Here is a 22,574-nt window from a genome sequence, read left to right as displayed (position 1 = left end):
AAGAAACGCACAGACGTCGAGGGGGGCGGATGAGCGGTGAATTGCACGCGGAGGTGTTAGGCCAATTACGCGCGGTTGTCGACGGCGCGGACGTGGTCCTCGGCCCCTCCCGCCAGCGTGCTGTCTTCGCCGTACTGGTTTCGCAGGTCGGACGGGCGATGACCCGCGACGAGCTGGTCGACGCGGTCTGGGGGGACAGCGCACCGGCCAGCGCGGGAGGCAGCCTGCACACCTACGTGTCCGGGTTGCGGCGCGTTCTGGGTCCGGCTGCGGAGCGTCTTTCCACGGTCGCGGGCGGTTATCAATTGACCGCGTCGTCGGTCGATGTCGAAAAACTGACACAGGGCCGGAGCGAGGCCCATCGCCGGCTGCGCGAGGGGGATCGCGCGGGGGCGATCGCCGCCCTGGACGCCGGGCTCGCGCTGTGGCGCGGTGAGCCGTACGCGGGTGTCACCGGACCGTATGTGGAACAGGAACGGCGACGGCTGGGCGAGATGCGGCTGGGCATGCTGGAGCAGCGCGCCCGGACCGTGCTGGAGCTGGGCCGCGGTGGCGAGGTGGTGACCGAGCTGCAGGGCCTGGTCCGCGATCATCCGCTGCACGAGGTTCTGTACGAGTTGCTGATGCGCGCGCTGGCGAGCTCCGGGCGTACCGCCGAAGCTCTCGAGGTTTATCAGACCGCGCGCGGTGTCCTGATCGCCGAGCTGGGCATCGAGCCCGGAACGGCGCTGCGGAAGGTGCAACGCGACCTGCTCGCCGGTGAGATCGCCGAGGTCGCGCCGCCGGTCGTCGCGCCGCCGCCACCGCCCGTCCCGGAACCGATCCCGCGGCTGCGGATCGTGCCCGCGCATGTCACCCGGGCCCGTTCCGGCGTCCCGTTCATCGGGCGCCGCGACGAACTGGAGCTGCTCAGCGGCCTGGTCGACGACCTGGCTCAGGGCCGGGGCAACGCGGTCTGGCTCGAGGGCGAGGCCGGCATCGGCAAGTCCGAGCTGCTCACCTCGGCGTTCGCCCGGGCCACCGCGGCCGGCTGCCAGGTCGCCTGGGGCATCGCCGAAGAGCTCGGGCAGCGGGTCCCGTTCCAGGCGCTGATGGAGGCCCTCGGGCTCGAGACCACGTCCAGCGACCCGCGCCTGGCCGCGGCGGCCGAGCGGCTCCAGGGCGAGGGCGACACCGGCCTGCTCGGGTTCATCCGGGAGGCCTGCCTGCGGGCGCCGCTGCTGCTGATCGTGGACGACATGCACTGGGCCGACGAGTCCAGCGTGCTGGTCTGGGGCCGGCTGGCCAGCGCCGTCCGGCGGTTGCCGCTGCTGCTCGTGGCCGCTTCCCGGCCGGACACCCGGCTGGGCCAGCTCCGCCGGGCGCTGATCGGCCGCGAGGCGCACATCCTCGACCTGAAGCCGCTCAGCACGCCCGACGTCGAGACGTTGATCGGCGACATCGTCGGCGGCGCGCCCGGCGAAGGACTGCGGTACCTGGCCGCGCGGACCGGCGGCAACCCGCTCTACACCCGGGAGATGGCGGCCGACCTGGTGCGCCAGCGGTCGGTCACGGTGGTCGACGGCGTCGCCGAGGTCGACGGCACGGTCGCCGACCGGATGCCCGCCTCGCTGATCGGGGCGGTCCGGCGCACCCTGGAATCGCTGTCCCCGGACACCCAGGAGGTCCTGAGGCTGGCCGCGCTGCTCGGCATGGAGTTCGCCGCGGCCGACGTGGTCGCTCTGACCGGCCGATCGCCGGTGCTGCTGGTGCGTACGTTCGACGAGGCCGCCGCCGCGCACGTCATCGTCGAATCCGGACAGTTCCTGACGTTCCGGCATCCGTTCCTCCGGCAGGCGCTGCACGACGCGATCCCGGTCCCGCTTCGGTCCACCTTGCGGCGGCACGCGGCCGAGGCGCTGGCCCGGGCGGGCAGCCCGGTCAACCGGATCGCCGAGCAACTGGCCGCCGAGGTGCTGGTGGTCGACACCTGGGTGGTCGGCTGGATGACCGGCAACCTGACCCGGCTGATCAAGGCCGCGCCACGGGTCGCCGGCGACCTGCTGCGCCAGGTGCTGGCCACCGACGTGCCGACCCGGGAACAACGCGAGACGCTGCTGCTGGCCACGACCAAGCTGCTGTTCCGGCTGGACGAGTTCCCGGAGGCCGAGGCGCGCGAGGCGCTGGGCCTGGCCTCGGCGGTGCCCGCCCGCGAGGAGATGCGCCACCTGCTCGCCACCATGCGGTACCGGCGCGGCGACGAGCACGGCGCGATCGGGCTGCTCAACGAGGCCCTCGAACGGCCCGAGGTGCCCGAGCTCTGGCGGACCCGGCATCGGATCCTGCGCGCCCAGTTCAGCCGGGGCAGCCTCGACGACCTGGACAAGGCCGAACACCGCGCGGTGGAGATGCACGAGCTGGCCGACTCGGCGTACGAGAAGGCCTTCGCCCTGCAGACCCGCTGGCTGATCGACTCGATCCGCCGCGACCACCTCTCCGCCCTGAACCACGTCGACCAGGCCATCGAGACGGTCGGTGACGAGGACGCCGCCCTGCTCTACGACCTGATGGACAACCGGGTGTTCTCGCTGCAGAACCTGGACCGGCTGGACGAGGCGGGCGAGACCATCCGCTCCGGCGCCGACGTGGCCCGGCGGTACGGCCTCCCGGCCAGCCTCCAGGTGGCGGCGGCCGTGCAGTACTACTGGCAGGGCCGGTGGGACGAGGCGCTGACCGAGATCAGCGAGGTCACCGACACCGATCCGGCCATAACGTTTCATGGCACCCGGGAGCCACCGGCGGTGGCCATGCTGCTGCACGGTGTGGCCGCGCTGATCGCCGGTCGGCGGGGCGACCCGGCCACCGCCAAGGCCCACCTGGAGGCGGCCGAGGCGCAACTGCCGGCCACCATCGCCGAGCGGGAGGCCTGCGACTTCCTGCTGATGGCCCGGTCGCTGACCCTGGTGCAGGAGGGCCGGCCGGAGGACGCGCTGGCCGTGCTCGCGCCGCTGTGGGAGCCGACGTACGCCCCGCTGATGCTCCGCCACCAGTGGCTGCCCGACATCGTCCGGCTGGCCCGCTCGGTCGGCAACGAGGAGGTGGCCGCGACCGCGGCGTCGACCTGCGCCGACGAGGCGGCGGCCGAGACCGTGCCGGCGCGGGCGTTCGCGGCGGCGGCCCGGATCCGCACGCTGCGCACCGGCAACCCGGAGCACGCCCGGCAGGCCGCCGAGCACTACCGCGCGGTCGGCCGGCTCCCGGAGCTGGGCGCGGCGCTGGAGGAGGCCGGCGACCCGGCCGCCGCCGACATCTACCGCACCCTGGGCGCCGCCTGGGACCTGCGCCGGGTCAAGGGAGTGTGAGGGCCGGGCCCTATTTGAGGTGGGCGGTGCCCAGCACGTGTCCCTGCCGGTCGGCGATCGCGACCGCGCTGACGTTGGGCAGCTGGATCGAGCTGGCTCCGATCACCTTGGCGCTGCCGCTGGGCGTCGGCCCCCAGACGGCGGCCTGCTCGACCTGCCCGCCGTAGTTGCGGATCTGGCAGATGAACGGGCCCTCGCCCTCGAGCCGGGACACGTCCAGCGACACCGAGACGCCCCAGGTCTTCGGGGTGAGCACGGCCTCGCCGGAGAGGCCGCTGCCCGCCTCCGACTCGAACTGGGCGGTGACCAGCTCGGGGCTGGGCAGCACCTGCGGCTGTCGCTGGCCGCGGTCGGCGGTGATCACGCCGAAGCCGACCGCCACCGCGACCAGCACCACGGCCGCGGCGGCCAGCCAGCGGACCCGGGCCAGCCGCTGGGTGCGGGACTTCTCGGCGCGCATCCGGCGGAGCAGGCCCTCGATGCGTTCCGGGCTGGGCCGGGTGCCGATGGCCAGCGCCGGCCCGGCCGCCTCGGTGCCGCCGTTGGCCCGGACCGTCTCGGGCAGCCGCTGCAACAGCTCGGGCACCGGCGCCAGGATGTCGAGCTCGCCGCGGCAGTCGTCACAGTCGCGCAGGTGGGCGTCCAGACGGTCGGTGTCCGCCTCGTCCAGGCCGCCGAGGAGGTAGCCGCCGAGGAGGCGGCGCAGCTCGTCGTGATCGCTCGTGCTCATCGCAGCACCCCCATCTCCTCGAACGCGGTACGCAGAGCCCGGACGGCGTAGTAGGCCCGCGACTTGACCGTTCCCTCGGGAACGGCGAGCTTGCGGGCGGCGTCGGCCACGCTCTTCCCCTCGTAGTACATGGCGCGGACCACGGCCTGATGCTCGTCCGACAACCGCTCCAGCGCCTCGGCCACCAGCCAGCCCTCGACCAGCTGGTCGACGTTGTCGGCCGAGGGCACCGCGTTCACCGCGGCCTCGTCGGCGACCAGGTGGGGGCGGCGCTGCTCGGCCCGCCAGGCGTTGGTGACCACGTTACGGGCGATGGTCAGCAGGTAGGAGCGGGTCCGTCCCGGGTCGGTGTCCAGGTGGTCGATGTGTTTCCAGGCGCGCAGCAGGGTCTCCTGCACCAGGTCTTCGGCCTTGTGCCGGTCCCGCACATAGCGCGAGATGAAGCTGAGAAGCACCGCGTAATGCTCCGTGTAGAGCGCGGTCATCAGCTCCTCGTCGGGACTCACCCGTCTCTTCATCGCCCGCCTGGTCTCTCCTCGGTGTGCGGTCCGGCCACCTTCTTGTACACCGTGAAGCTGGGTTCGGTTCGACCCGGGTGCGGACACGCGGTCGAGACACCTACAGGGAGATGCCCGGTCCCCCCTCGCCGGGGACCGGGCATCGTCTTGGGACGGACACCGCTCAGGTAGTCGTCAGCAGTCGCCCGGACCGCCGAACTTGAAGGTGCGATCGCTGTAGAAGTCGGTCGGGTACACCGGCGGCTTCTTGGGGTCGGGATCCGGGTCCGGGTGCGGGCTCTTCGACTCGAGCGTGTACGCCACCTTCGGCCCGTTGATCAGCGAGAGGCTGTTGAACCGGTTCGCCGTGTCCTTGCCGGCCAGGGTGCCGTTGCCCATGTCGGTGCAGGGCTCGTACTTGGACGAGGCGACCTCACCGAACCACTGGACCAGTCCGCCCTTGGTGTACCGGTCCTTCCACAGCTTGTTGTCGAAGTACCCGATCCACACCGAGTCGTACGCGATCCACCAGGCGTCGTCGAACTGCTGGATGCCGAACTTCTTGTAGACGCCGGTCGGCAGCGTGTCGCCGGGGACCACGTCCTTGCTGATCTGCGTCCACCCGCACGAGTTCCAGCAGGTCTCCTTGTCGTCCACCCAGTGGTAGACGAACAGGTGCGGGTCGACGTCGCCGTTGACGTTCCGGCTGACCACCCAGCCGACCTCGACCTTCTGCATGCCGTCGGCGGACTGCACGGTCATCTCGGCCAGAGTGTGGTAGTCGCCCTCGGCGAGGTACGGCTTGCTGATCAGCACGTTGGCCGAGGTGCCGTCGGTCTCCGCGTACTGCCAGCCGGAGGCGTAGTGGTACTTGACGTCCTTCGCCTTCTTGGGCTCCGCCTCGCGCAGCGCGCCGACGACCGGCGGCGCGGGAGCGACCGTCGTACGGCCGTGCCGCAGCGTGCGCTTCTTGTTGGTGAAGCCCTTGGGACCGAACTCCGGCACCGGGAGGGTCGACGCCTTGGCGCCGGCCGGCGCGATGTCGGCGCCGGTCGCGGCGAGCGAGTTGCTGGTGGCGCCGGGCGCACCCTTCTTCACCGGCGACGGCTTCTCCCCCCACGGCAACAGCGGCGGCGGCTGGCGTAGGCCGTCATCGGCGGCCGCGGCGGGAGCGGACGATTGCGCGGCGGCGGCCGCGGGCACCTCGTCCGCGTTGGCGTTCACGATCGAGAGGACACCAACGGATCCGGCTACGGCAGCGGCTAGGCCGGCGGCCAATAAACCGCGGCGGGGAATCGACACGTGTCCGTCCTCGTTCATCGGGGGATCGGAGGCTGAGTGTGCGAGGGACCTCCGGCACCGGCTCTTGAGCGGCGACGCCACCATATAGCTTCCTCAATTGCGCAGTCGCGCTCTGAGCTGCTTTTCCGCCTTGACGGTCGGTCGTGTGGACCGATCAGGTGATGGCACGACCATTGCGGTCGACGGAGCGTGTCGGTGTCGTCGCTGAACGCCGACTTCAGCGACCGTTCAGAAAGAGGCAAACTGCAGGGTGGCTCTTTCGGGTCTAGCGTGAGATCCATGTCCGGCGTGCGCGTACTCGCTCTCACCGCGGACGGGGCCGAGGAGCACTCGATCGCCGACGTGGCGGCGCTCCTTATGCGGGAAGAAGTCCTGATCTGGGTGGACATTCCAGAGTGCAGTGACGAGGCCGTCGCTCTGCTCACCGATGTTCTCGAGTTGCATCCCCTTGCTGTCCGCGATTGCCTGCAGCGCAATCGGGTGCCCCGGGTACGGATCTATCAGCATCAACAATTGCTGATCCTGCATGGTCCCGAACGTGGTCCTTCCGGACATGTCCATTACATCGAATTGGACCAGATCATCGGTGAAAAGTATGTGGTCACCGTGCACGGCCCGATCAATCCCGCTGTCGACCCAGACGTCGCTTTGCGCGAGACGAGCGCAGTCCGGCGGCGGATCGAGTCGGGCCGGCTGCGGCCCCGGACGCCGATCGAGCTCTCGTACGCGATCGTCAGCGCCCTGACCCACCGCCTGGAGCAGTTCATCGAGGATCTCACCCGGGACGTGTGGATGCTGGAGCAGCGGGTCACCGGCGGGCACATGGGCAATCCCGAGGAGTTCCTGGAGGAGCTCTTCCAGGCCCGGCACGGCCTGCTCGCGGCCCGCACGATGGGCGCGCTCGGCGCCGAGGTGTACGGCCGGTTGGCCACCCTGGGCAACCGCCTCCCCCACGCCGAGGTCGACCTTCCGCTGGTCAACGACGTGGTGGACCAGCTCAACCGGATCCGCGGCCTGGCCGACGGCGAGCGCGAGTACCTGCAGGGCGTGATCGAGTTCTACCGGGCGCGGGCCGAGACCAAGATGACCATCGCGGCCGAGCGGCTGGCCGTGATCGCCGTGGTCACCCTGCCCATCACGGCGCTCTCCTCGATCTACGGCATGAACATCATCGTCAACGACCGCACCCACGTCAGCGCGCTGATCGGCGTCCTGGCCGTCATGGTGATCATGTCGGTGTTGCTGCTGACCTGGGCCAAACGGCGCGGCTGGTGGTGAGCCGACCCATCCGCCGGCCCCGCGGCTCCGAATCAGGCGTGTGGACGACCTGGTCAACGGCCGCTACCGCCTGCTCGATCTGATCGGCGCGGGCGGGATGGGCCGCGTCTTCCTGGCCCACGACGAGCTGCTCGACCGGCAGGTGGCGATCAAGTCGCTCTACCAGGACGAGGTCATCCGGGAGGCACGGGCGGCCGCGCGCCTCGACCATCCGAACGTGGTCCAGGTCTTCGACGTGATCGACTCGCCCGGCGACTGCTGGATCGTGATGGAGTACGTGCCGTCGCGCTCGCTCCAGCACGCCGCCCCGGTCACCCATCGCGAGGCGGCCCGGATCGGGCTCGGCGTCCTCGACGCGCTGCGCGCCGCGCACACCGCCGGCGTGCTGCACGGTGACGTCAAGCCGCACAACGTGCTGCTCGCCGACGACGGCCGGGTGGTGCTCACCGACTTCGGCCAGGCCACGGTGGACCAGGCCGGGCCCGACCCGGCGATCGGGTCGCCGCAGTACCTGGCGCCGGAGCGCATCCGCGGCGAGCGGTCCGGGCCGGCGGCCGACCTGTGGTCGCTGGGCGTGACGCTGCACGCGGCGGTCGAGGGCCGGTCGCCGTACGCCCGGGACACCGCGCTCGCCTCGCTGCACGCGGTCCTCACCCAGCTGCCGGATCCGCCGGCGAGGCCCGGGCCGCTGACCCCGGTCATCGCGAAGCTGCTGGTGCCGGCCCCGGGCGCCCGGCTGACCGCGGACCGGCTGGAGCCGTTGCTGCGGCGGGTGGCCGACCGGACGATGGGCGTCTTCCCGGTGCCGGCCCGGAAGGCCGGACGACGGCTGGCCCGCAGTACGAAGATCAGCGTCGCGCTGGCCGCGGTGGTGCTGGCCGGAACCGCCGGGACGGCCCTGGCCCGCGAGGCCGTGACCCCTCCATCGGTACGCCCGTCCGCCTCCCCGCCCGCCGCCGACCTCTGCGACGAGGTGTCCGTGGCCGGCTCGTACGTCGATGACGGCCCGGACGCGCCGGGGTATCGGCCGGCCGGCTGGGCCGGGTTCGACGATCCGCTCGGCTTCCGCCTGGCCCTGCCGCCGGGCTGGACCCGCGCGTCCGACGGCCGGGCGGCCTGTTTCCGCGATCCGGGGAGCCGGCGCTCGTTGCGCGTACGGCCCGATCTTGCTCTGGAACCCACCCGGCCAACCCGTACGACCACCTCATGGACCAGATCGTGGCGAGCTTCACCCCGCTCCCACATGGTGGTACCGGCATTGACCCGTCACCTCGTGGCCGATGACCATGGTCGCATGAATCGGCAGGGCCTCCTTCTCACCGCCCGCCTGGCGATCGACCTGGCGCGGTGCGCCAGCGCGCGCTGTCCGCGCTGACCAGCGCCTTCTCTCCCACATTTCCCCCTTGCGCGACCGGATTTCGCACCGGCGGATCCGCGTGTCTGCGCACGCTTGGTCGCCGTATCGCGGTAAACCTATAGAACTGATAGGCAATATATGCAAACGGAGGAGCTCCCGTGACCGCCATCGACCTTCGCCTCGACCACCTCGCCATCGCCCGGCAATACGCCGACGACCCGTCGAGCTGGCCGGTCGCGCCGCGGTTCACCCCGGGTGAACGCTGGTACCAGCGCCTCAACGTCGCCGACGACCACGAGGTCTGGCTGCTCACCTGGCTGCCCGGCCAGGGCACCGACCTGCACGACCACGGCGGTTCGGCCGGCGCCTTCCACGTCTACGCCGGAACGCTCACCGAGGACACCGTGGCCGGCGAGGACGGCCCGCCCCGGATCGCCGCCCGAGAGCTGGGCGAAGGCGCCGGTCGCCGGTTCGGCACCCGGCACATCCACCGGATCACCAACCGGTCGAACCGCCCGGCGATCAGCATCCACGCGTACGGTCCGGCGCTGACCACCATGACCCGCTACCGGATCGCCGAGGGTGGCCTGGCCGTGGAGACCGTCGAGCGGGCGGGAGCGCAGTGGTGACCGCCGTCCTCCGTACCGCGCCCAGCTTCGTCGCGCCGCCGCCGGGCTCGACCGGCATCGACGACCTGCTCGCCGCCGCCCGCACCCGCATCCGCCGGCTGGACCCCCGGGAGACCTTCGTCGCCGTCGAGCGGGGCGCCGTCCTGATCGACATCCGCCCGGCGGCCCAGCGGGCCCTGAACGGCGAGATCCCGGGCGCCCTGATCATCGAACGCAACGTGCTGGAGTGGCGCCTCGACCCCCGGAGCGACGCCCGGCTGGGCTTCGCCACCCGCTACGACCTCGAGGTGATCATCACCTGCCAGGAGGGTTACACCAGTTCCCTGGCCGCCGCCTCACTCCAGGACCTGGGCCTGCACCGGGCGGCCGACCTGGCCGGCGGCTTCGCCGCCTGGAAGGCGGCGGGCCTGCCTACCGTTGGTACTAGGGGATAAGTCAGGGGATCTGGTGGGGTTAGCACCACCCCTCGCGCGGCCGGGCGGCCCTAGGTTTGTCGGCATGAAGCGAATCGGTAGCGCTCTCCTCTGGCTCGCCGGGGTCTACTTCGTCGCTCGCGCCGTGGTCGAGCCGTTCACGATCGACTTCGGCGACCCCTCGACCTATCTGCACGACTGGGGCGGCCCGGGCCTGATCGGCGTGCTGTTCGTGCACTGTGGACTGGGCGTGGTGGCCGCCGCCCTGATGGCCTGGCGGCTGATGCGGAGCTCGTCGCTCCGGCTCCAGGCCGACCGGTCCGCGCCACCGCCGGACGGCGACGCGGACCGGCCACACCGGGTGCTGTCAATGGCCGGCGTCGGGGCGGGCCTGCCGGGGCAGCAGGAACGCGGCGGCGAAGGCGACCAGGATCATCAGGAACGCCACGCCTAGGCTGCGCACGGCCGAGTCGCGGAAGGCGTCCTTGACGACACCCTGCGCGTACTCGCCGACCCGGTCACCGGTCGGGCCCGCGGGGGCGGCCCGGCAGGACGCGGGCTGCACGTCCGGGTCGTCCTCGGCGACCCGGTCGTGCAGGCACGCACGGATCCCGGCCGCGACGCCCGCCTGCTGACCGGCGGGCACGCCCGCCTCGGCCAGCACCGCGGTCAGCTTGGCCGGCGACTGGTCGACGTGCGAGGTGACCGACCCGGGCAGCAGGCCGAAGAAGACCGTGCCGAGCAGCGCGATGCCGAACGCGCCGCCCAGCTGCTGCACCGAGGTGAGCGCGCCGGAGGCCGAACCGGTCTCCTCGTCGTCCACGCCGGCCAGCACGATGTTGAAGAACGGCGCCATGGCCAGGCCCATGCCGACGCCGAGCGGGAGCAGGCCGGCGATCAGGTGCCACGGTTCGAGGTCGGCGCCGGACAGCGCCACGGTGGCGGCCACCACGCCGGTCCCCACCAGCATCACGGCGATGCCGAGCATCAGCAGCCGCCGGCCCAGCCGCTCGGTCAGCCCCGACCCGGCCGCGATGAAGCCGGCGATCATGCCCACCGCCTGCGGCAGCGTGGTCAAACCGGCCTTGATCGGCGAGTAGCCGAGCCCGACCTGCAGGTAGAGCGTGAAGATCAGGCCGACGCCGATCAGCGCCCCGAAGAACACCATGCCGACCGCCAGGCCGCCGGTGAACGCCCGCTTGCCGAACAGGCTCGGGGTGACCAGCGGGTCGAGGCCACGCTTGTCGCGCCGGTTCTCGTAGGCGCCGAACAGCCCGAACACCACCAGGCCGGCGGCCAGCATCACGAAGATCCAGACCGGCCAGTCCAGCTCGCGGCCCTGAACCAGCGGGAAGAGCAGCAGGAAGCCGCCGATCGCGGCGAGGACCACGCCGGCCAGGTCGAGCCGCAGCGGCCGCTCGGACTTGAACTCGGGCAGGAACTTGAGTGCGCCGATGATCGCGAAGAGGCCCAGCGGGAGGTTGATGAAGAAGATCATCCGCCAGCCGGCCCCGAAGTAGTCGGCGTCGACCAGCCAGCCGGCCAGGATCGGGCCGCCCACCGCGCCGAGGCCCATCACCGGCCCGAACGCGCCGAAGGCCTTGGCCTGCTCGGCCGGCGAGAACATCTGCCGGATCATGCCGAGGCCCTGAGGCAGCATGAGCGCGCCGAACAGGCCCTGCACGGCGCGGGCGCCGATCAGCATGCTCGGGCTCCACGACACCGCGCAGAGCATCGAGGCGAGGGTGAAGCCGGCCGCGCCGATCAGGAACATCCGGCGGCGGCCGAAGATGTCGCCGAGCCGGCCGCCGGTCAGCAGGCCGATGGCCATGGCCAGGGTGTACGCGGCGCCGAGCCACTGGATCAGCGAGTACGACCCGCCGATCTCCGCCCTGATCACCGGCCCGGCGATCGACGTGACCAGGGCGTCCAAGAGGTCCATGACCTCGACCGCGAGGATCACGAACAAGGCGGCCCAGCGCCATCGATACGGAGTTTCGGTCTTGTCCAGAACACTGTTCGTCGTCACGAACACCGTTCTACGGCCGAACACTGTTCGCGTCAAGTACATTGTTCGATGATGGACATCCCCCTGCCGCCGTGGCGCCAGCCCTCCCCCACGCGGGCCCGCGCCGCCCGCCCGCCGCTGACCCGTGACCAGATCGTTCGGGCCGCGCTGCGCATCGTCGCCGCCGAGGGGCTCGACGCGGTGAGCATGCGCCGGGTGGCCGCCGAGTTCGACACCGGCGCGTCCAGCCTCTACGCCCACGTGGCCAACAAGGACGAGCTCTATCAGCTGATGTTCGACGAGATCTGCCGGGACATCCCGATCCCGGCGCCCGACCCGGCCCGCTGGCAGGAACAGATCAAGGAACTGGCCCGGTCCGGGTACGAGGCGATGGTGCGCCACGGCGACGTGGCCAAGGCCGCGATGGCGCAGATTCCGACCGGGCCGCACGCGATGCGGGTCTCCGACGCGATGTTCGGCCTGCTGCTGGGTGCCGGGATGGACCCGACGAAGGCCGGCTGGGCGCTCGACCGGATCTTTCTGTACATCGTCGCCGACGCCTACGAGAACTCGCTCTACCTCCAGCGCTTCGGCGACTCACCGGAGCGGGTGCACGAGTACTTCGTCGAGTTCACCGGCCAGTTGCGCGACTACTACGAGTCCCTGCCGGCGTCCCACTATCCCCACCTGCGCGCCCACGGCGAGGCGCTGACCAGCGGCGACGGGCGTCAGCGGTTCGAGTTCGGGCTCGACATGCTGGTCGACGGGCTGGCCCGGCTCATTCCGGCGGCGCCTGCATCGGAGTAGCGGCCAGGGCCCGCGCCACGGTGACCAGGTTCTGGGCCATGGCCCGGCCGGTCTTGTCGGCCCAGTCGTGGCCACGCTGCTCGTCGAGGTAGTCCGGTCCGGCGCCCGGGCCCAGGTGCCAGTAGGTCCAGGACTGCCCGGGAATGGTGTAGCCGATGTCGCCGAGCGCGCCCGCGATCTCGCCGATCACGTGGTGGGCGCCGTCCTCGTTGCCGGTGTTCACCACGCCGGCGACGCGGTTGTAGGCGACCGGGCGACCGCTGTCGTCGGTCTCGGTGATCAGCGCGTCCATCCGCTCGATCACCCGCTGGGCCACCGACGAGGGCTTGCCCACCCAGGTCGGGCTGGCGATCACCAGGATCTCGCTGGCCAGCACCTTCTCGCGGATGGCGGGCCAGGCGTCGCCCGGGCCCATGTCGTTCTCGACGCCGGGCTTGATGTCGTGGTCGACCGCCCGCACCCACTCCACGGTCACGCCGTCCTTCTCCATCGCCTCGGCCACCACGCGCGCGAGGGCCTCGGTGTTCGACGGCTGAGGCGACGGCTTGAGCGTGCAGTTGATGACCAGGGCCCGCATGAGGAAGAACCTTTCCGGTGTACGCCGTGACGATCAGGACGTACCCGACGATGAGCCTTCTACACCCGGCGGCGATTCGAGGCCGTCCCGGCCGCGACCGGCTCCTCCCGGTCGTTCACCAGCGGCTTTCAGCGCTCTGCACGATCAACTTCGGGCCGCGGTGGGAGTTTTCGCGAAACCGAAAAGTCAGGCGTTTCGGTCTGGGCTATTGGCACCAGCAGCAAACTGCCGATACTGGGGTCATGTCGGAGTGGATCGAGCCGCCTGACCGGTTTCCCGTGCCGGTCACCGCTTACGGTCCACTTCATCTGCTCGCGCGCCGGGCCTACGAGCTCGCCACCGGCGGCCACACCCCCGAGGCGATCCGGGCCGCCGAGGCCTACCTGACGATCGCCGAGGCGGTCGACGACCAGCGGACCATCGCCTTCCTCCAGCAGGCGAAGATGTACGCGTTCCTCTACGGCGGCCGGATCGACGACGCCACCGCGGTGGGCGAGCTGCTGCTGGCCACCCACCGGCGCACCGGCAACGTGGTGGCCGAGGCCAAGGTGCTCTGCGACCTCGCACAGATGCGGGTGCTGCAGACCCGCTACGTGGACGGCATGCGTTACCTGGCCCGGGCCGGCATGCTGCTCGACCTCTGCCCGCGGTCCGAGCGCCACCGGTCGGCGATGTGCTCCTTCGCGCACGCCGCGGCCGTGGCCCAGATGTACGAGACCGCGGCCGACGCGTACGAGCGCCTCACCGCCCAGGACGGCGACAGCTCCCGGACCACCACCTTCGACCTGGTCTACTCGCGCACCCTGCTCTACTGGGGCGTCCGCCTCGACCACGTCGGCCGCTTCGACGAGGCGGCCACCCGGCTCCGGCGCACGGCGGCGATCACCCGGCGCTGGCTCGACCAGCACCCCGGCGACCCCTGCATGACCGCGGTCCAGGCCCTGGCCCTGGCCAAGCTCGGTGACACGGCGGTGGCCGAGAAGCTGGCCGAGTCCGCGATCATGCCGTTGCGTGAGGGCGAGAGCTGGGAGTTCGCCCGGATGGCCCATCTCGCGCTGGGCATCAGCAGGCGCGCCTCGGGCCGGCTGTCCGAGTCCCGCCGCGAGTTCCTGGCCGCTCACCAGCTCTGCGACTTCTCCGCGCCCCATCCCGACGAGCGCCCGATCATCCGCTATGAGATGGGCCTGACCGCGGTCGCCCTGGACGGCGGCCAGCCCAGCCGCGACCTGTTCGCCGCGGTCGCCAACCAGGTGCGCGAACTGTGGCAGCTGCGGCTGCAACGGGTCGGCATGCTGCGCCAGGCCCGGCAGCGCGAAGAGGTGGAGGCCGCGCGGGCCGACGCGGAACAGGAGAGCCGCCGCGACGCGCTCACCGGGCTGGGGAACCGGCGCCGCTTCGACCTCCTGCTCGGCCAGGTGGACGCGGGCGAGCTGGGCCGGCCGCTCACCCTGCTGCTGGTCGACCTCGACCACTTCAAGGCGGTCAACGACGCGTACTCGCACAGCGCCGGCGACCGGGTGTTGCGCGAGGTGGCCACGTTGCTGGTGAGCCACTGCCGGCCGGGCGACGAGGCGGTGCGGTACGCCGGCGACGAGTTTGTGCTCTTCCTGCGCGGCGACGCGGCGCACGGCCGGGACGTGGCCGAGCGGATCCGGCAGTCGGTGGCCCGGGCCGAGATCCTGGCCGGGGTGCGGCTGACGGTCAGCGTGGGCATGGCCGAGCTGACCGACGGGATGACCGCCGAGGCGCTGTTCCGCGCGGTCGACGACCGCCTCTACGCGGCCAAGTGGAGCGGGCGCAACACGATCGCCGCCTGACCTTCAGTTCGGATAGACCACGCCGGACTCACCGGCGTACGTGTGCCTCGTGCCGTCCTTCCAGTAACCGGAGGCGGGCGCGTCCAGCCACACCACGTACGGCAGGCCCTTCTTCAGGCCGGAGATGGTGGCGGTGACCGTGCACCCGCCGGCCGGCGCGACGTCCTGCCACACCGGGTCGGGCTGCTTGCCCGACCGCAGCGGCTGCGGCACCGCGGTGATCCGGTAGTTCGAGGCGCGCTGCCGCGGCCAGGACACGGTCAGCGAGCCGGCGCCGGGCGTGATCGTCATCGGGATCAGCACCGGCTCAGCGGTCCGGGCCCTCGGGCAGGACGGGTCCCGCGGCGGGAACGAGACCGGCGGCAGCGAGGCGCCGGCGTACTTGCCGTTGCCCACGGTCGGCGTCGGGCTCGGCGTGGCCTTGCCGGTCTCACCGACGATCCAGCCGGCGTCGCTGACCGGGCCGCCCGCCGAGTCGCTCGCCTCGGTGTTCGGCTTCATCGACATGTCGAAGCCGAGCGCCGCGCAGCCGCTCAGCAGCACCGGCACCAGCAGCGCGACCACACCCACCACCGCTTTACGCATGACCTCACGATCGGCGGCGGCCCGGGATGGCTTAGGCCGGGAACAGCTCGTGGCCGGCCAGCTCGATCAGGCCGTCCTCGGTGACCCGGGCCAGGGTACGCAGCCCGTCGTCGTCGCGCAGCCGCAGGTCGGAGCCGTCGACGGCGTAGGAGCCGTGCGCTTTCCGCTCCCGGCCCTGGACACTCAGCTCGTACGTGAGATCGCCCTGGAGCACCAGCTCCACGGTGCCGTCGGCGCTGCGCCAGGACCCGGCGACGGCCGGCGGCTCGACGGTCCCGGTGACCACGGCGGGCGGCGGCGCGACGGCGAGCGCCTGCACCCCGCCGCCGCCGCTCAGGGCGATGGCGAGCAGGGAGGTGGCACCGAGAACGGTGATGTTGAGGCGGGGGCTACGGCGGTTGCGCATGGCGGTTCTTTCGGCCGATCCGTCCCCCCGGAAAAACCGTCCGACCGTGGCAAACCGGTTGCTTATCCCCCATCCATTGACGTACGCGAATCTTTACGGTTTGTTGACAACTATGTCGAAGCGCAGACTGGCTCGTCTGGCGATCGTCTCCGCCGTGGCGGGCCTTCTCACCGTCCCCTTCATCCCCTCATCCCCCGCGCAGGCCGCAACGGTCTGCAACCGTTACTGCGACGGCCGTGACGCGGCCCTCGCACCCGGCGACCGGCCCACGGTCAGCGCCACGATCTACGGCCGCACCCTTCGCGTGCACGTCAACGACACCGATGCCATGGCGTGGGGCACGGTCGAGGGCGGCCAGGCCACCGACGAGGTCTGGCTGGACCGATCGTTCGACGGCGGCCGCGGCTGGGCCGACGGCAGCCGGCTCGGCGCCACCCGCATCCCCACGGGCGGCACCTCGACCCGCACCACCCAGTTCAACGTCGACGACTGGAACAACGTCGGCGTCGGCGCCCTGCGCGCCTGCGGCAAGGCCGGCGATCGCCCCGAGATCGCCTGCACGCCGTGGACCCGGAGCAACTGGAACGCTTGGGACCGGCGGACCTCGGCGGCGACCGCGCTGATGATGCGCTGGGACCGCGGCACCGGCCTGTTCGACACGAACGGCTGGTGGACCGGCGCCAACGCGCTCACCGCGCTCGAGGAGAACATCCGGGTCAGCGGGATGAACAGCTACCGCTACGCGATCGCCGGCACCTACGACAAGAACGTCAACTCCCGGCTGGGCCAGTTCCGCAACGAGTACCTGGACGACACCGGCTGGTGGGGGATGGCCTGGGTGGCCGCGTACGACCTGACCGGCGACAGCCGCTACCTGAGCACCGCGCGGGCCGACGCCGACCACATGTTCGCCTACTGGGACACCCGGTGCAGTGGCGGCGTCTGGTGGAGCACCGCCAGGACCTACAAGAACGCGATCACCAACAGCCTCTACATCCAGCTCAACGCGGCCCTGTCCCAGCGGATCTCCGGCGACAGCGTCTATCGGCAACGGGCCGTGGCCGGGTGGACCTGGTTCCAGACCACCGGGATGGTGAACGGCCAGAACCTGGTGAACGACGGCGTCAACCTGAGCACCTGCCGGAACAACGGCGACGTCACCTGGACCTACAACCAGGGCGTGCTGATCAACGCGCTGGTCCAGCTCAACCGGCTGACCGGGGACGCGAACGCGCTGACCGTGGCCCGCCGGATCGGTGACGCCATGACCACCAGCACCTATCTCTCCCCCAACGGCATCCTCACCGAGCCGAACGAGTCCGGGTGCAGCGGTGACGGCGCGTCGTTCAAGGGCGCGGCGATCCGGGGCCTGGGCGTGCTGAACTCGGCGACGGGCGGGGCGTACAACGCGTACCTGCGGCGGCAGGCCGATAGCAACTACGCCACCAACCGGGACACCATCGACGCGTACGGCAGCCACTGGGCCGGACCGCGGGTGGCCACCAACCACAGTTGCCAGCACAGCGTCCTGGACTTGCTCAACGTCACTAACTGACTACTTTTCGCGACTCTCGGGTCCGGCCGGGCATTCCGTCTGCCGACCGTGTTGGTGAACGCCAACACGGTCGGCTTCGGCGCGTCCCTGGTCCTGAGCCGCGCCGATGCCGGCCGATCAGCTCTCCGGACCGCTCCGCAACGCGGCCAGCACGGCCGAGGTCAGCTTCTCCAGGTAGTCGTCGCCGAGCTCGGTGCGGGCGACCGCGAGACGCCAGTAGAGCGGGCCGAGGATCAGGTCGACGGCCAGTTCCGGGTCGGCGCCGGCCGGCAGCTCGCCCCGGGCCACGGCCTGGCCGACCAGCTTGTCGCCGACCGCCTGCTGGTGCGTGCGCAGCGCCTTCTGCAGGGTCGCGGCGATCTGCGGGTTGCGCGACGCCTCGGCCATCAGGTCGGGGATGATCTGCGACGCTATCTGGTGCTGGAGCGCCTTGGTCACGATGAACATCAGCAGCTGGAGATCGCCGGCGAAGCTGCCGGTGTCGGGCAACGGGACAGCCCGGCCTGCGACATCGGACACGATCTCGAGGACCATCTCGAGCTTGTTGCCCCATCGGCGGTAGATTGCGGTCTTACCGACGCCGGCCCGGCGGGCCACCGCCTCGATCGACAGGCGGCCGTAACCGACCTCGGCCAGTTCACTCATCACCGCGTTGCGGATCGCCACCGTGATGTCCCCACGGAGGACGGCGGCCCCGGCCGGTGCACGCTTGACTGTCGCCACACGGTGACTATAGCGCTACGACGGAACGGTTGCGTTCCGCCGTTAGGTCGGATAGCGTCATTCGTACGTCGATACGAATGCGTTTCGTCGACGGAAGCTGGTTATCGTGTTGTCGCGCAAATCCCCCTGGTCCCGGAGATCCGCGGGACCGACCAGATCGGAGCGCCACCTCATGCCCCAGACGGCGGTCGCCGATTCCGGCACCGGCATCCCGCTCAAGGAGCTGGCCGCGCGGCACGGCCTGCATTCGGCCGCCGCCCTGCCGAGCCTCCCGGCCTATTTCCGGGAGATCTGGGCGTACCGGCATTTCATCACGGCCTATTCGGCCGCCCGCATCACATCGTCGTTCGGCCAGACCCGGCTCGGCACGTTGTGGCAGGTCATGACGCCGATCCTGAACGCCGCGGTGTACTACCTGATCTTCGGCGTGCTGCTCAACACCAAGGGCGGCGATGTCAGCAACTTCATCGCGTACCTCTGCACCGGGGTCTTCCTCTTCGGCTTCACGCAGACGGTCACCCAGGCGGGCATCAGCTCGATCCACGGCAACCTGGGCCTGATCCGGGCGCTGCACTTCCCCCGGGCCGCGCTGCCGATCTCGATCCTGCTGATCGAGCTGCGCAACATGACCGCCTCGATGACCGTGCTGTTCATCATCGTGCTGGCCACCGGCGAGCCTCTCACGGTGGAGTGGTTGCTGGTCCCGCTGATCCTGGCCTGCCTGGCCACGTTCAACTGCGGGCTGGCCCTCTTCGGCGCCCGGCTTGGCTCCAAGCTGACCGACATCCGCCAGTTGGTCCCGTTCTTCATCCGGGTCTGGATGTACGGCTCGGCGGTGCTCTACCCGGTCCAGAGGTTCACCGACCACCTGCACGGGTGGAAGCTCTGGCTGATCGAGGCCAACCCGATGCTGGTCTACATCGAGCTGATGCGGCACTCGCTGATGGAGAACGTGAAGCTCGCCAGCCCGGTGTCCCAGCTCTGGATCGAGGCCGGGGTCTGGGCGGCGCTCATGTTCAGTGTCGGCATCGTCTACTTCTGGCGCGGAGAGAAGGGCTACGGGCGTGGCTGACCCGACCGAGGAACGCGTACCGACCGTCGTCGTCGACGACGCGCACGTGGTCTACAAGGTGCACGGTTCGCCGGCCTCCGGCACCGGCTCGCCGATCGCCAGCCTCAAGCGGCTGGTGACGCGGACCAAGATGGCGAACATCCGCGAGGTGCACGCGATCAAGGGCATCAGCTTCGTGGCCTACAAGGGCGAGGCGATCGGGCTGGTCGGCAGCAACGGCTCCGGCAAGTCGACGCTGCTGCGGGCGATCGCCGGGCTGATGCCGGCCGAGCGCGGCGCGGTCTACGCCGCCGGGCAGCCCTCGCTGCTGGGCGTGAACGCCGTGCTGATGAACGACCTGTCCGGCGAGCGCAACGTGATGCTCGGCTGCCTGGCCATGGGCATGTCCCCGGCCGACGCGAAGGCCAAGGTGAAGGAGATCGTCGACTTCTCCGGCATCAACGAGCGCGGCGAGTTCAGCACCATGCCGATGCGGACCTACTCCTCCGGCATGGCGGCCCGGCTGCGGTTCTCGATCTCGGCGGCCAAGAAGCACGACGTGCTGCTGATCGACGAGGCGCTGGCCACCGGTGACGCGCGGTTCCGCCGGCGCAGTGAGCAGCGCATCCGCGACCTGCGCGCGGACGCCGGCACGGTGTTCCTGGTCTCGCACAGCGACTCGACCATCCGCGACACCTGTGAGCGGAGCATCTGGCTGGAGTCGGGTGTGATCCGGGCCGACGGCCCGACCGAGGACGTGCTGAAGGAGTACGCGACCTTCATGAGCAAGTAGGTCGCGTACTCCCCTGGTGTCCCGTCCGGCTTACTTCACCGACAGATGCACGTGGTTGGTGTGGTCGGTGGACGGGTCGCCGCCCGCACCGGAGTACGACTTCCACCCGCTGCTGGGCAGCCAGATCCGCCGGAACCAGATGACGTAGAGCACACCCAGCGTCTTCGCGTTGCTGATGAAGTAGTTCGCCAGGTTGTTGCCGTACGTCTTGCTGCTGCCGGTGGCGTCGCCGCCGAAGCCACCCTTGTCGGCGGCGAAGTCGCAGGCGCGGCCCAGCGGATGCTCGCCGCTGTTCTGCTCGCGGAAGCAGTGCACGTAGTGGTTGAACCCGTCAGCCTGCGCCTCCTTCATGGCGTGCAGCAGGCGCGGCGTGATGCAGCCGCCACTGGTCGGGTCGTTGACCGTGCAGCCGCCGTTCAGGTTGCCGCCCGGGCTGGCCTTGGCGCTGCTGCCGCCGCCACCCGGTGACCCGGCGTCCTGACCCTGACCGGCCGCCTTCAGCACGCCCTCGGCCTGCGCCTTGCGCTTGGCCATCACGGTGAGCTGCTTCTGCTGGTCGGCAATCTCGGCGTCGACCGCGGCCTTGGCCCGGAGCTGCTCGTCCCGGGCGTCCTTGAGGTTCCGCAGCGCGGCGTCCTGCTTGACCGCGACGGTCTCCAGGATCTGCACGCGGTCGAGCATCCCGGTCGAGTCGCCGGCCGACGCGTTGATCAGCGCGCCCATCGTCCCGAGCCGCCCGGTGCGGTAGCTCTGCCGGGCGATCTCGTCGAGCTCGGCCTGCCGCGGACCGAGTTCTTTGTCCAGTTCCTTGATCCGGGTGACCAGCTTGGCCTGCCGGACCTTGGAGGTGTCCAGCGCCTCCTTGGCGTCCACGTAGCCCTTGGACGCGGCCTCGACCTGCTGGATCAGCGACTTGGAGCCGCCTTCGCCGTCGTCGCCGTTGTCGCCCGGTGCGGCCAGGGGCCGGGGCGCGGCCAGGGCCGGGCCCGCCACGGTGGTGGCCGCGAGCCCGCCGAACGCGACTGCGATGGCGAGGGCGCACGCCAGTCGCTTCCGGACAGAGTTCTGCCTCATGCCGTTCCTTCCGTCGGCCGCCGACCGGGTTAGCTGACGGGTTCGGGAGGGAAGCGCTCCCTACCGCAACGAGTGCGGATACACCCCACTACCTGGGATTTGGGTCCCCGGCTCGCCGTGTGGCGATTGAGCGGCGATCACCGTTTGATAACGCTGACCGACAGGAACGATACCTACGAATCCGATATTCGCCACCTTCGCACTGAGAGCCACTAAGCATGTGCTATCAGTTATTTCGACTACGGTGAGAATGCGACGACTCACATTGATGTGAGGTCACCAGGTAATGTCACCCAAAGTCGTTGCTCAATAACGCCTTTTGACCGGTTCAGCGGGCTGAAGACGGGCGTTTCGTCAGGTAAGCTGGCCGCCGGTCACTGCCAGGAGGCACTACCCCCAAAGTGCCGGCAGGCCACCACCTAATCGCCCGAAAGGCGAGCCGGGGAACCATGTTCCTCCGGGGTGAATCCGCGGAACCTCGCGGTAGGGAGCGCTTCCCTCCCGAACCCGTCAGCTAACTCGGCCGGTGGTTACACGGAAGGATTGTGCATGACGGCAAGCCCACGCCGGTGGCTGGTCCTCGCCCTGGCACCGCTCGTCGCTGTAACCGTTTCGGTGTTCGCACCCGCGTCACCGGCGAGCGCCGAGCCGGGTGACGGCAAGAACTCCACGAAGAGCGGTTCCGCCGAGGCGCCCGAGGAGGGCAAGCAGGACGCGCTCCTGGAGGATGTGCTCGACTCCACCGGTCGTCGTTACCTGGCCGCCAAGACCGCGGTGCAGAAGTCGACGAAGACCCAGCTCAACCTCTCGGTGCAGGTGAAGCAGGCGGAGGCCAAGCGCGATCTCCTGCTACCCCAGGTCGGCCGGATCGCCGGGCAGCAGTACCGCAACGGCGGCCTGTCCACGGCCAGCTTCCTGCTCGACAGCCCCGGCGCCGGCGGCTTCCTCGACCGGGCGATCTCGCTCGAGGAGCTCAGCGCGCTGAACGACAACAAGCTGCACGAGCTGAACGAGGCGATCGACGAGGTCGCCCGCAACAAGGCCCGCCTCGACCAGGAGGTCAAGGAGCAGAAGGCCAACATGGTGCTGATGCAGAAGCAGAAGGACGCGGCGGACAAGGCGCTGGCCCTGGTCGGCGGCTCGCTGACCGACGGCTTCGTCGACGCGACGTCCAAGGTCGCCGAGCCGGCGCCGCGAGACAAGAACGGCGACTTCGGCCCGCAGAGCTGCAACGTCAAGGACCCGACCACCAGCGGCTGCATCACCGCCCGCACCCTGCACATGTACCAGCAGGTCAAGAAGGCCGGGTTCGACCGGTTCGTCGGCTGCCACCGCAACGGCGGCCCGTTCGAACACCCCAAGGGCCGGGCCTGCGACTGGTCGCTGCAGAAGTCGGGCTTCGCGAAATACCACAACGCCGACACCAAGAAGTACGGCAACGACCTGATGGCGTTCCTGGTCCGTAACGCCGACCGGCTCGGCATCCTCTATGTGATCTGGAACAAACAGATCTGGTTCCCGACCCGCGGCTGGGGCAACTACCACGGCGTCAGCACGCACGAGGACCACGTGCACGTGTCGATGCTCTAGGTGTGACGAAGAAAAACCCCTGCCCTCCGAAACCGGAGAGC

Annotated in this window: 21 protein-coding genes and 2 riboswitches; of the genes, 12 read left to right on the top strand and 9 right to left on the bottom strand. The window is 70.4% G+C overall.

All coding sequences use genetic code 11. The features are described 5' to 3' along the window. Positions 1-29 precede the first annotated feature (29 nt). The gene (locus tag AB0O15_RS24810) at positions 30-3,341 is read left to right on the top strand and encodes a BTAD domain-containing putative transcriptional regulator (protein ID WP_364322620.1); all 3,312 of its coding nucleotides are present in this window, start codon (positions 30-32) and stop codon (positions 3,339-3,341) included. 10 nt (positions 3,342-3,351) lie between these two features. Here AB0O15_RS24810 and AB0O15_RS24805 read toward each other — a convergent pair whose 3' ends face one another. From AB0O15_RS24805 to AB0O15_RS24795, 3 genes are all read right to left on the bottom strand, one after another. After that, entirely contained in the window at positions 3,352-4,071 is a 720-nt protein-coding gene (locus tag AB0O15_RS24805) for a zf-HC2 domain-containing protein (RefSeq protein ID WP_364322618.1), read from the bottom strand. Beyond that, positions 4,068-4,577 (bottom strand): sigma-70 family RNA polymerase sigma factor, encoded by a 510-nt coding sequence (locus AB0O15_RS24800; protein WP_364322616.1) that lies wholly within the window; start codon positions 4,575-4,577, stop codon positions 4,068-4,070. The genes AB0O15_RS24805 and AB0O15_RS24800 overlap by 4 nt, the downstream gene beginning before the upstream one ends. A 186-nt stretch (positions 4,578-4,763) precedes the next feature. Next, entirely contained in the window at positions 4,764-5,792 is a 1,029-nt protein-coding gene (locus tag AB0O15_RS24795) for a neprosin family prolyl endopeptidase (protein ID WP_364322614.1), read from the bottom strand. A 357-nt stretch (positions 5,793-6,149) separates the two neighbouring features. On the opposite strand from AB0O15_RS24795, the gene AB0O15_RS24790 reads away from it, so the two are divergent. The 5 genes from AB0O15_RS24790 (at position 6,150) to AB0O15_RS24770 (ending at position 10,001) form a co-directional block, all read left to right on the top strand. After that, positions 6,150-7,148 carry a magnesium transporter CorA family protein gene (locus tag AB0O15_RS24790; protein ID WP_364322612.1) on the top strand — a complete coding sequence of 333 codons (999 nt, stop codon included), beginning with the start codon at positions 6,150-6,152 and terminating at the stop codon, positions 7,146-7,148. 40 nt (positions 7,149-7,188) lie between these two features. Next, positions 7,189-8,523: a serine/threonine-protein kinase gene (locus AB0O15_RS24785; RefSeq protein ID WP_364322609.1), complete on the top strand. Its 1,335-nt coding sequence runs from the start codon at positions 7,189-7,191 to the stop codon at positions 8,521-8,523. A 140-nt stretch (positions 8,524-8,663) separates the two neighbouring features. Further along, the gene (locus tag AB0O15_RS24780) at positions 8,664-9,134 is read left to right on the top strand and encodes a cysteine dioxygenase family protein (protein ID WP_364322607.1); all 471 of its coding nucleotides are present in this window, start codon (positions 8,664-8,666) and stop codon (positions 9,132-9,134) included. Next, positions 9,131-9,568 carry a rhodanese-like domain-containing protein gene (locus AB0O15_RS24775; protein WP_364322605.1) on the top strand — a complete coding sequence of 146 codons (438 nt, stop codon included), beginning with the start codon at positions 9,131-9,133 and terminating at the stop codon, positions 9,566-9,568. Before AB0O15_RS24780 ends, AB0O15_RS24775 begins: the two co-directional genes overlap by 4 nt. Positions 9,569-9,632: 64 nt before the next feature. Next, the gene (locus tag AB0O15_RS24770) at positions 9,633-10,001 is read left to right on the top strand and encodes a hypothetical protein (protein WP_364322604.1); all 369 of its coding nucleotides are present in this window, start codon (positions 9,633-9,635) and stop codon (positions 9,999-10,001) included. Here the strand turns inward: AB0O15_RS24770 and AB0O15_RS24765 are convergent. Further along, entirely contained in the window at positions 9,915-11,576 is a 1,662-nt protein-coding gene (locus AB0O15_RS24765; protein WP_364322603.1) for an MFS transporter, read from the bottom strand. The genes AB0O15_RS24770 and AB0O15_RS24765 overlap by 87 nt on opposite strands. Before the next feature lie 51 nt (positions 11,577-11,627). Between AB0O15_RS24765 and AB0O15_RS24760 the strand changes: the two genes are divergently transcribed. Next, positions 11,628-12,362 (top strand): TetR/AcrR family transcriptional regulator, encoded by a 735-nt coding sequence (locus tag AB0O15_RS24760; protein ID WP_364322602.1) that lies wholly within the window; start codon positions 11,628-11,630, stop codon positions 12,360-12,362. Here the strand turns inward: AB0O15_RS24760 and AB0O15_RS24755 are convergent. After that, entirely contained in the window at positions 12,334-12,939 is a 606-nt protein-coding gene (locus AB0O15_RS24755) for a flavodoxin family protein (protein ID WP_364322601.1), read from the bottom strand. The genes AB0O15_RS24760 and AB0O15_RS24755 overlap by 29 nt on opposite strands. Before the next feature lie 242 nt (positions 12,940-13,181). Between AB0O15_RS24755 and AB0O15_RS24750 the strand changes: the two genes are divergently transcribed. Next, positions 13,182-14,756: a GGDEF domain-containing protein gene (locus AB0O15_RS24750; RefSeq protein WP_364322600.1), complete on the top strand. Its 1,575-nt coding sequence runs from the start codon at positions 13,182-13,184 to the stop codon at positions 14,754-14,756. Between the two features lie 3 nt (positions 14,757-14,759). Here the strand turns inward: AB0O15_RS24750 and AB0O15_RS24745 are convergent, their stop codons facing one another. Both AB0O15_RS24745 and AB0O15_RS24740 read right to left on the bottom strand, forming a co-directional pair. Next, positions 14,760-15,341 carry a hypothetical protein gene (locus tag AB0O15_RS24745; protein WP_364322599.1) on the bottom strand — a complete coding sequence of 194 codons (582 nt, stop codon included), beginning with the start codon at positions 15,339-15,341 and terminating at the stop codon, positions 14,760-14,762. A 31-nt stretch (positions 15,342-15,372) separates the two neighbouring features. Then, a complete protein-coding gene (locus AB0O15_RS24740; protein ID WP_364322598.1) occupies positions 15,373-15,747 on the bottom strand; it encodes a hypothetical protein in 375 nt (124 codons plus the stop codon). A 112-nt stretch (positions 15,748-15,859) separates the two neighbouring features. Here AB0O15_RS24740 and AB0O15_RS24735 point away from each other — a divergent pair, with 112 nt between their 5' ends. Continuing rightward, entirely contained in the window at positions 15,860-17,302 is a 1,443-nt protein-coding gene (locus AB0O15_RS24735) for a glycoside hydrolase family 76 protein (RefSeq protein ID WP_364322597.1), read from the top strand. A 117-nt stretch (positions 17,303-17,419) separates the two neighbouring features. Here AB0O15_RS24735 and AB0O15_RS24730 read toward each other — a convergent pair whose 3' ends face one another. Further along, positions 17,420-18,025: a TetR/AcrR family transcriptional regulator gene (locus AB0O15_RS24730; RefSeq protein WP_364322596.1), complete on the bottom strand. Its 606-nt coding sequence runs from the start codon at positions 18,023-18,025 to the stop codon at positions 17,420-17,422. Between the two features lie 172 nt (positions 18,026-18,197). Between AB0O15_RS24730 and AB0O15_RS24725 the strand changes: the two genes are divergently transcribed. Both AB0O15_RS24725 and AB0O15_RS24720 read left to right on the top strand, forming a co-directional pair. Continuing rightward, positions 18,198-19,097 (top strand): ABC transporter permease, encoded by a 900-nt coding sequence (locus AB0O15_RS24725; protein ID WP_364322594.1) that lies wholly within the window; start codon positions 18,198-18,200, stop codon positions 19,095-19,097. Next, on the top strand, positions 19,090-19,869 hold the full coding sequence (locus tag AB0O15_RS24720) for an ABC transporter ATP-binding protein (protein WP_364322592.1): 780 nt from the start codon (positions 19,090-19,092) through the stop codon (positions 19,867-19,869). The genes AB0O15_RS24725 and AB0O15_RS24720 overlap by 8 nt, the downstream gene beginning before the upstream one ends. A gap of 30 nt (positions 19,870-19,899) precedes the next feature. On the opposite strand, the gene AB0O15_RS24715 is transcribed toward AB0O15_RS24720, so the two are convergent. Next, on the bottom strand, positions 19,900-20,943 hold the full coding sequence (locus AB0O15_RS24715; protein WP_364322590.1) for a hypothetical protein: 1,044 nt from the start codon (positions 20,941-20,943) through the stop codon (positions 19,900-19,902). 2 nt (positions 20,944-20,945) lie between these two features. Continuing rightward, a riboswitch (cyclic di-AMP (ydaO/yuaA leader) is annotated at positions 20,946-21,086 on the bottom strand. Between the two features lie 263 nt (positions 21,087-21,349). Then, positions 21,350-21,489, top strand: a riboswitch (cyclic di-AMP (ydaO/yuaA leader). Between the two features lie 3 nt (positions 21,490-21,492). Between AB0O15_RS24715 and AB0O15_RS24710 the strand changes: the two genes are divergently transcribed. Beyond that, on the top strand, positions 21,493-22,533 hold the full coding sequence (locus tag AB0O15_RS24710) for a hypothetical protein (RefSeq protein ID WP_364322588.1): 1,041 nt from the start codon (positions 21,493-21,495) through the stop codon (positions 22,531-22,533). Positions 22,534-22,574 lie beyond the last annotated feature (41 nt).

It is taken from the genome of Actinoplanes sp. NPDC089786, assembly GCF_040684855.1.
GTDB lineage: Bacteria > Actinomycetota > Actinomycetes > Mycobacteriales > Micromonosporaceae > Actinoplanes.
The sequence above is the reverse complement of the archived record's forward strand: the minus strand, read 5'-3'. Positions and strand labels throughout refer to the sequence as shown.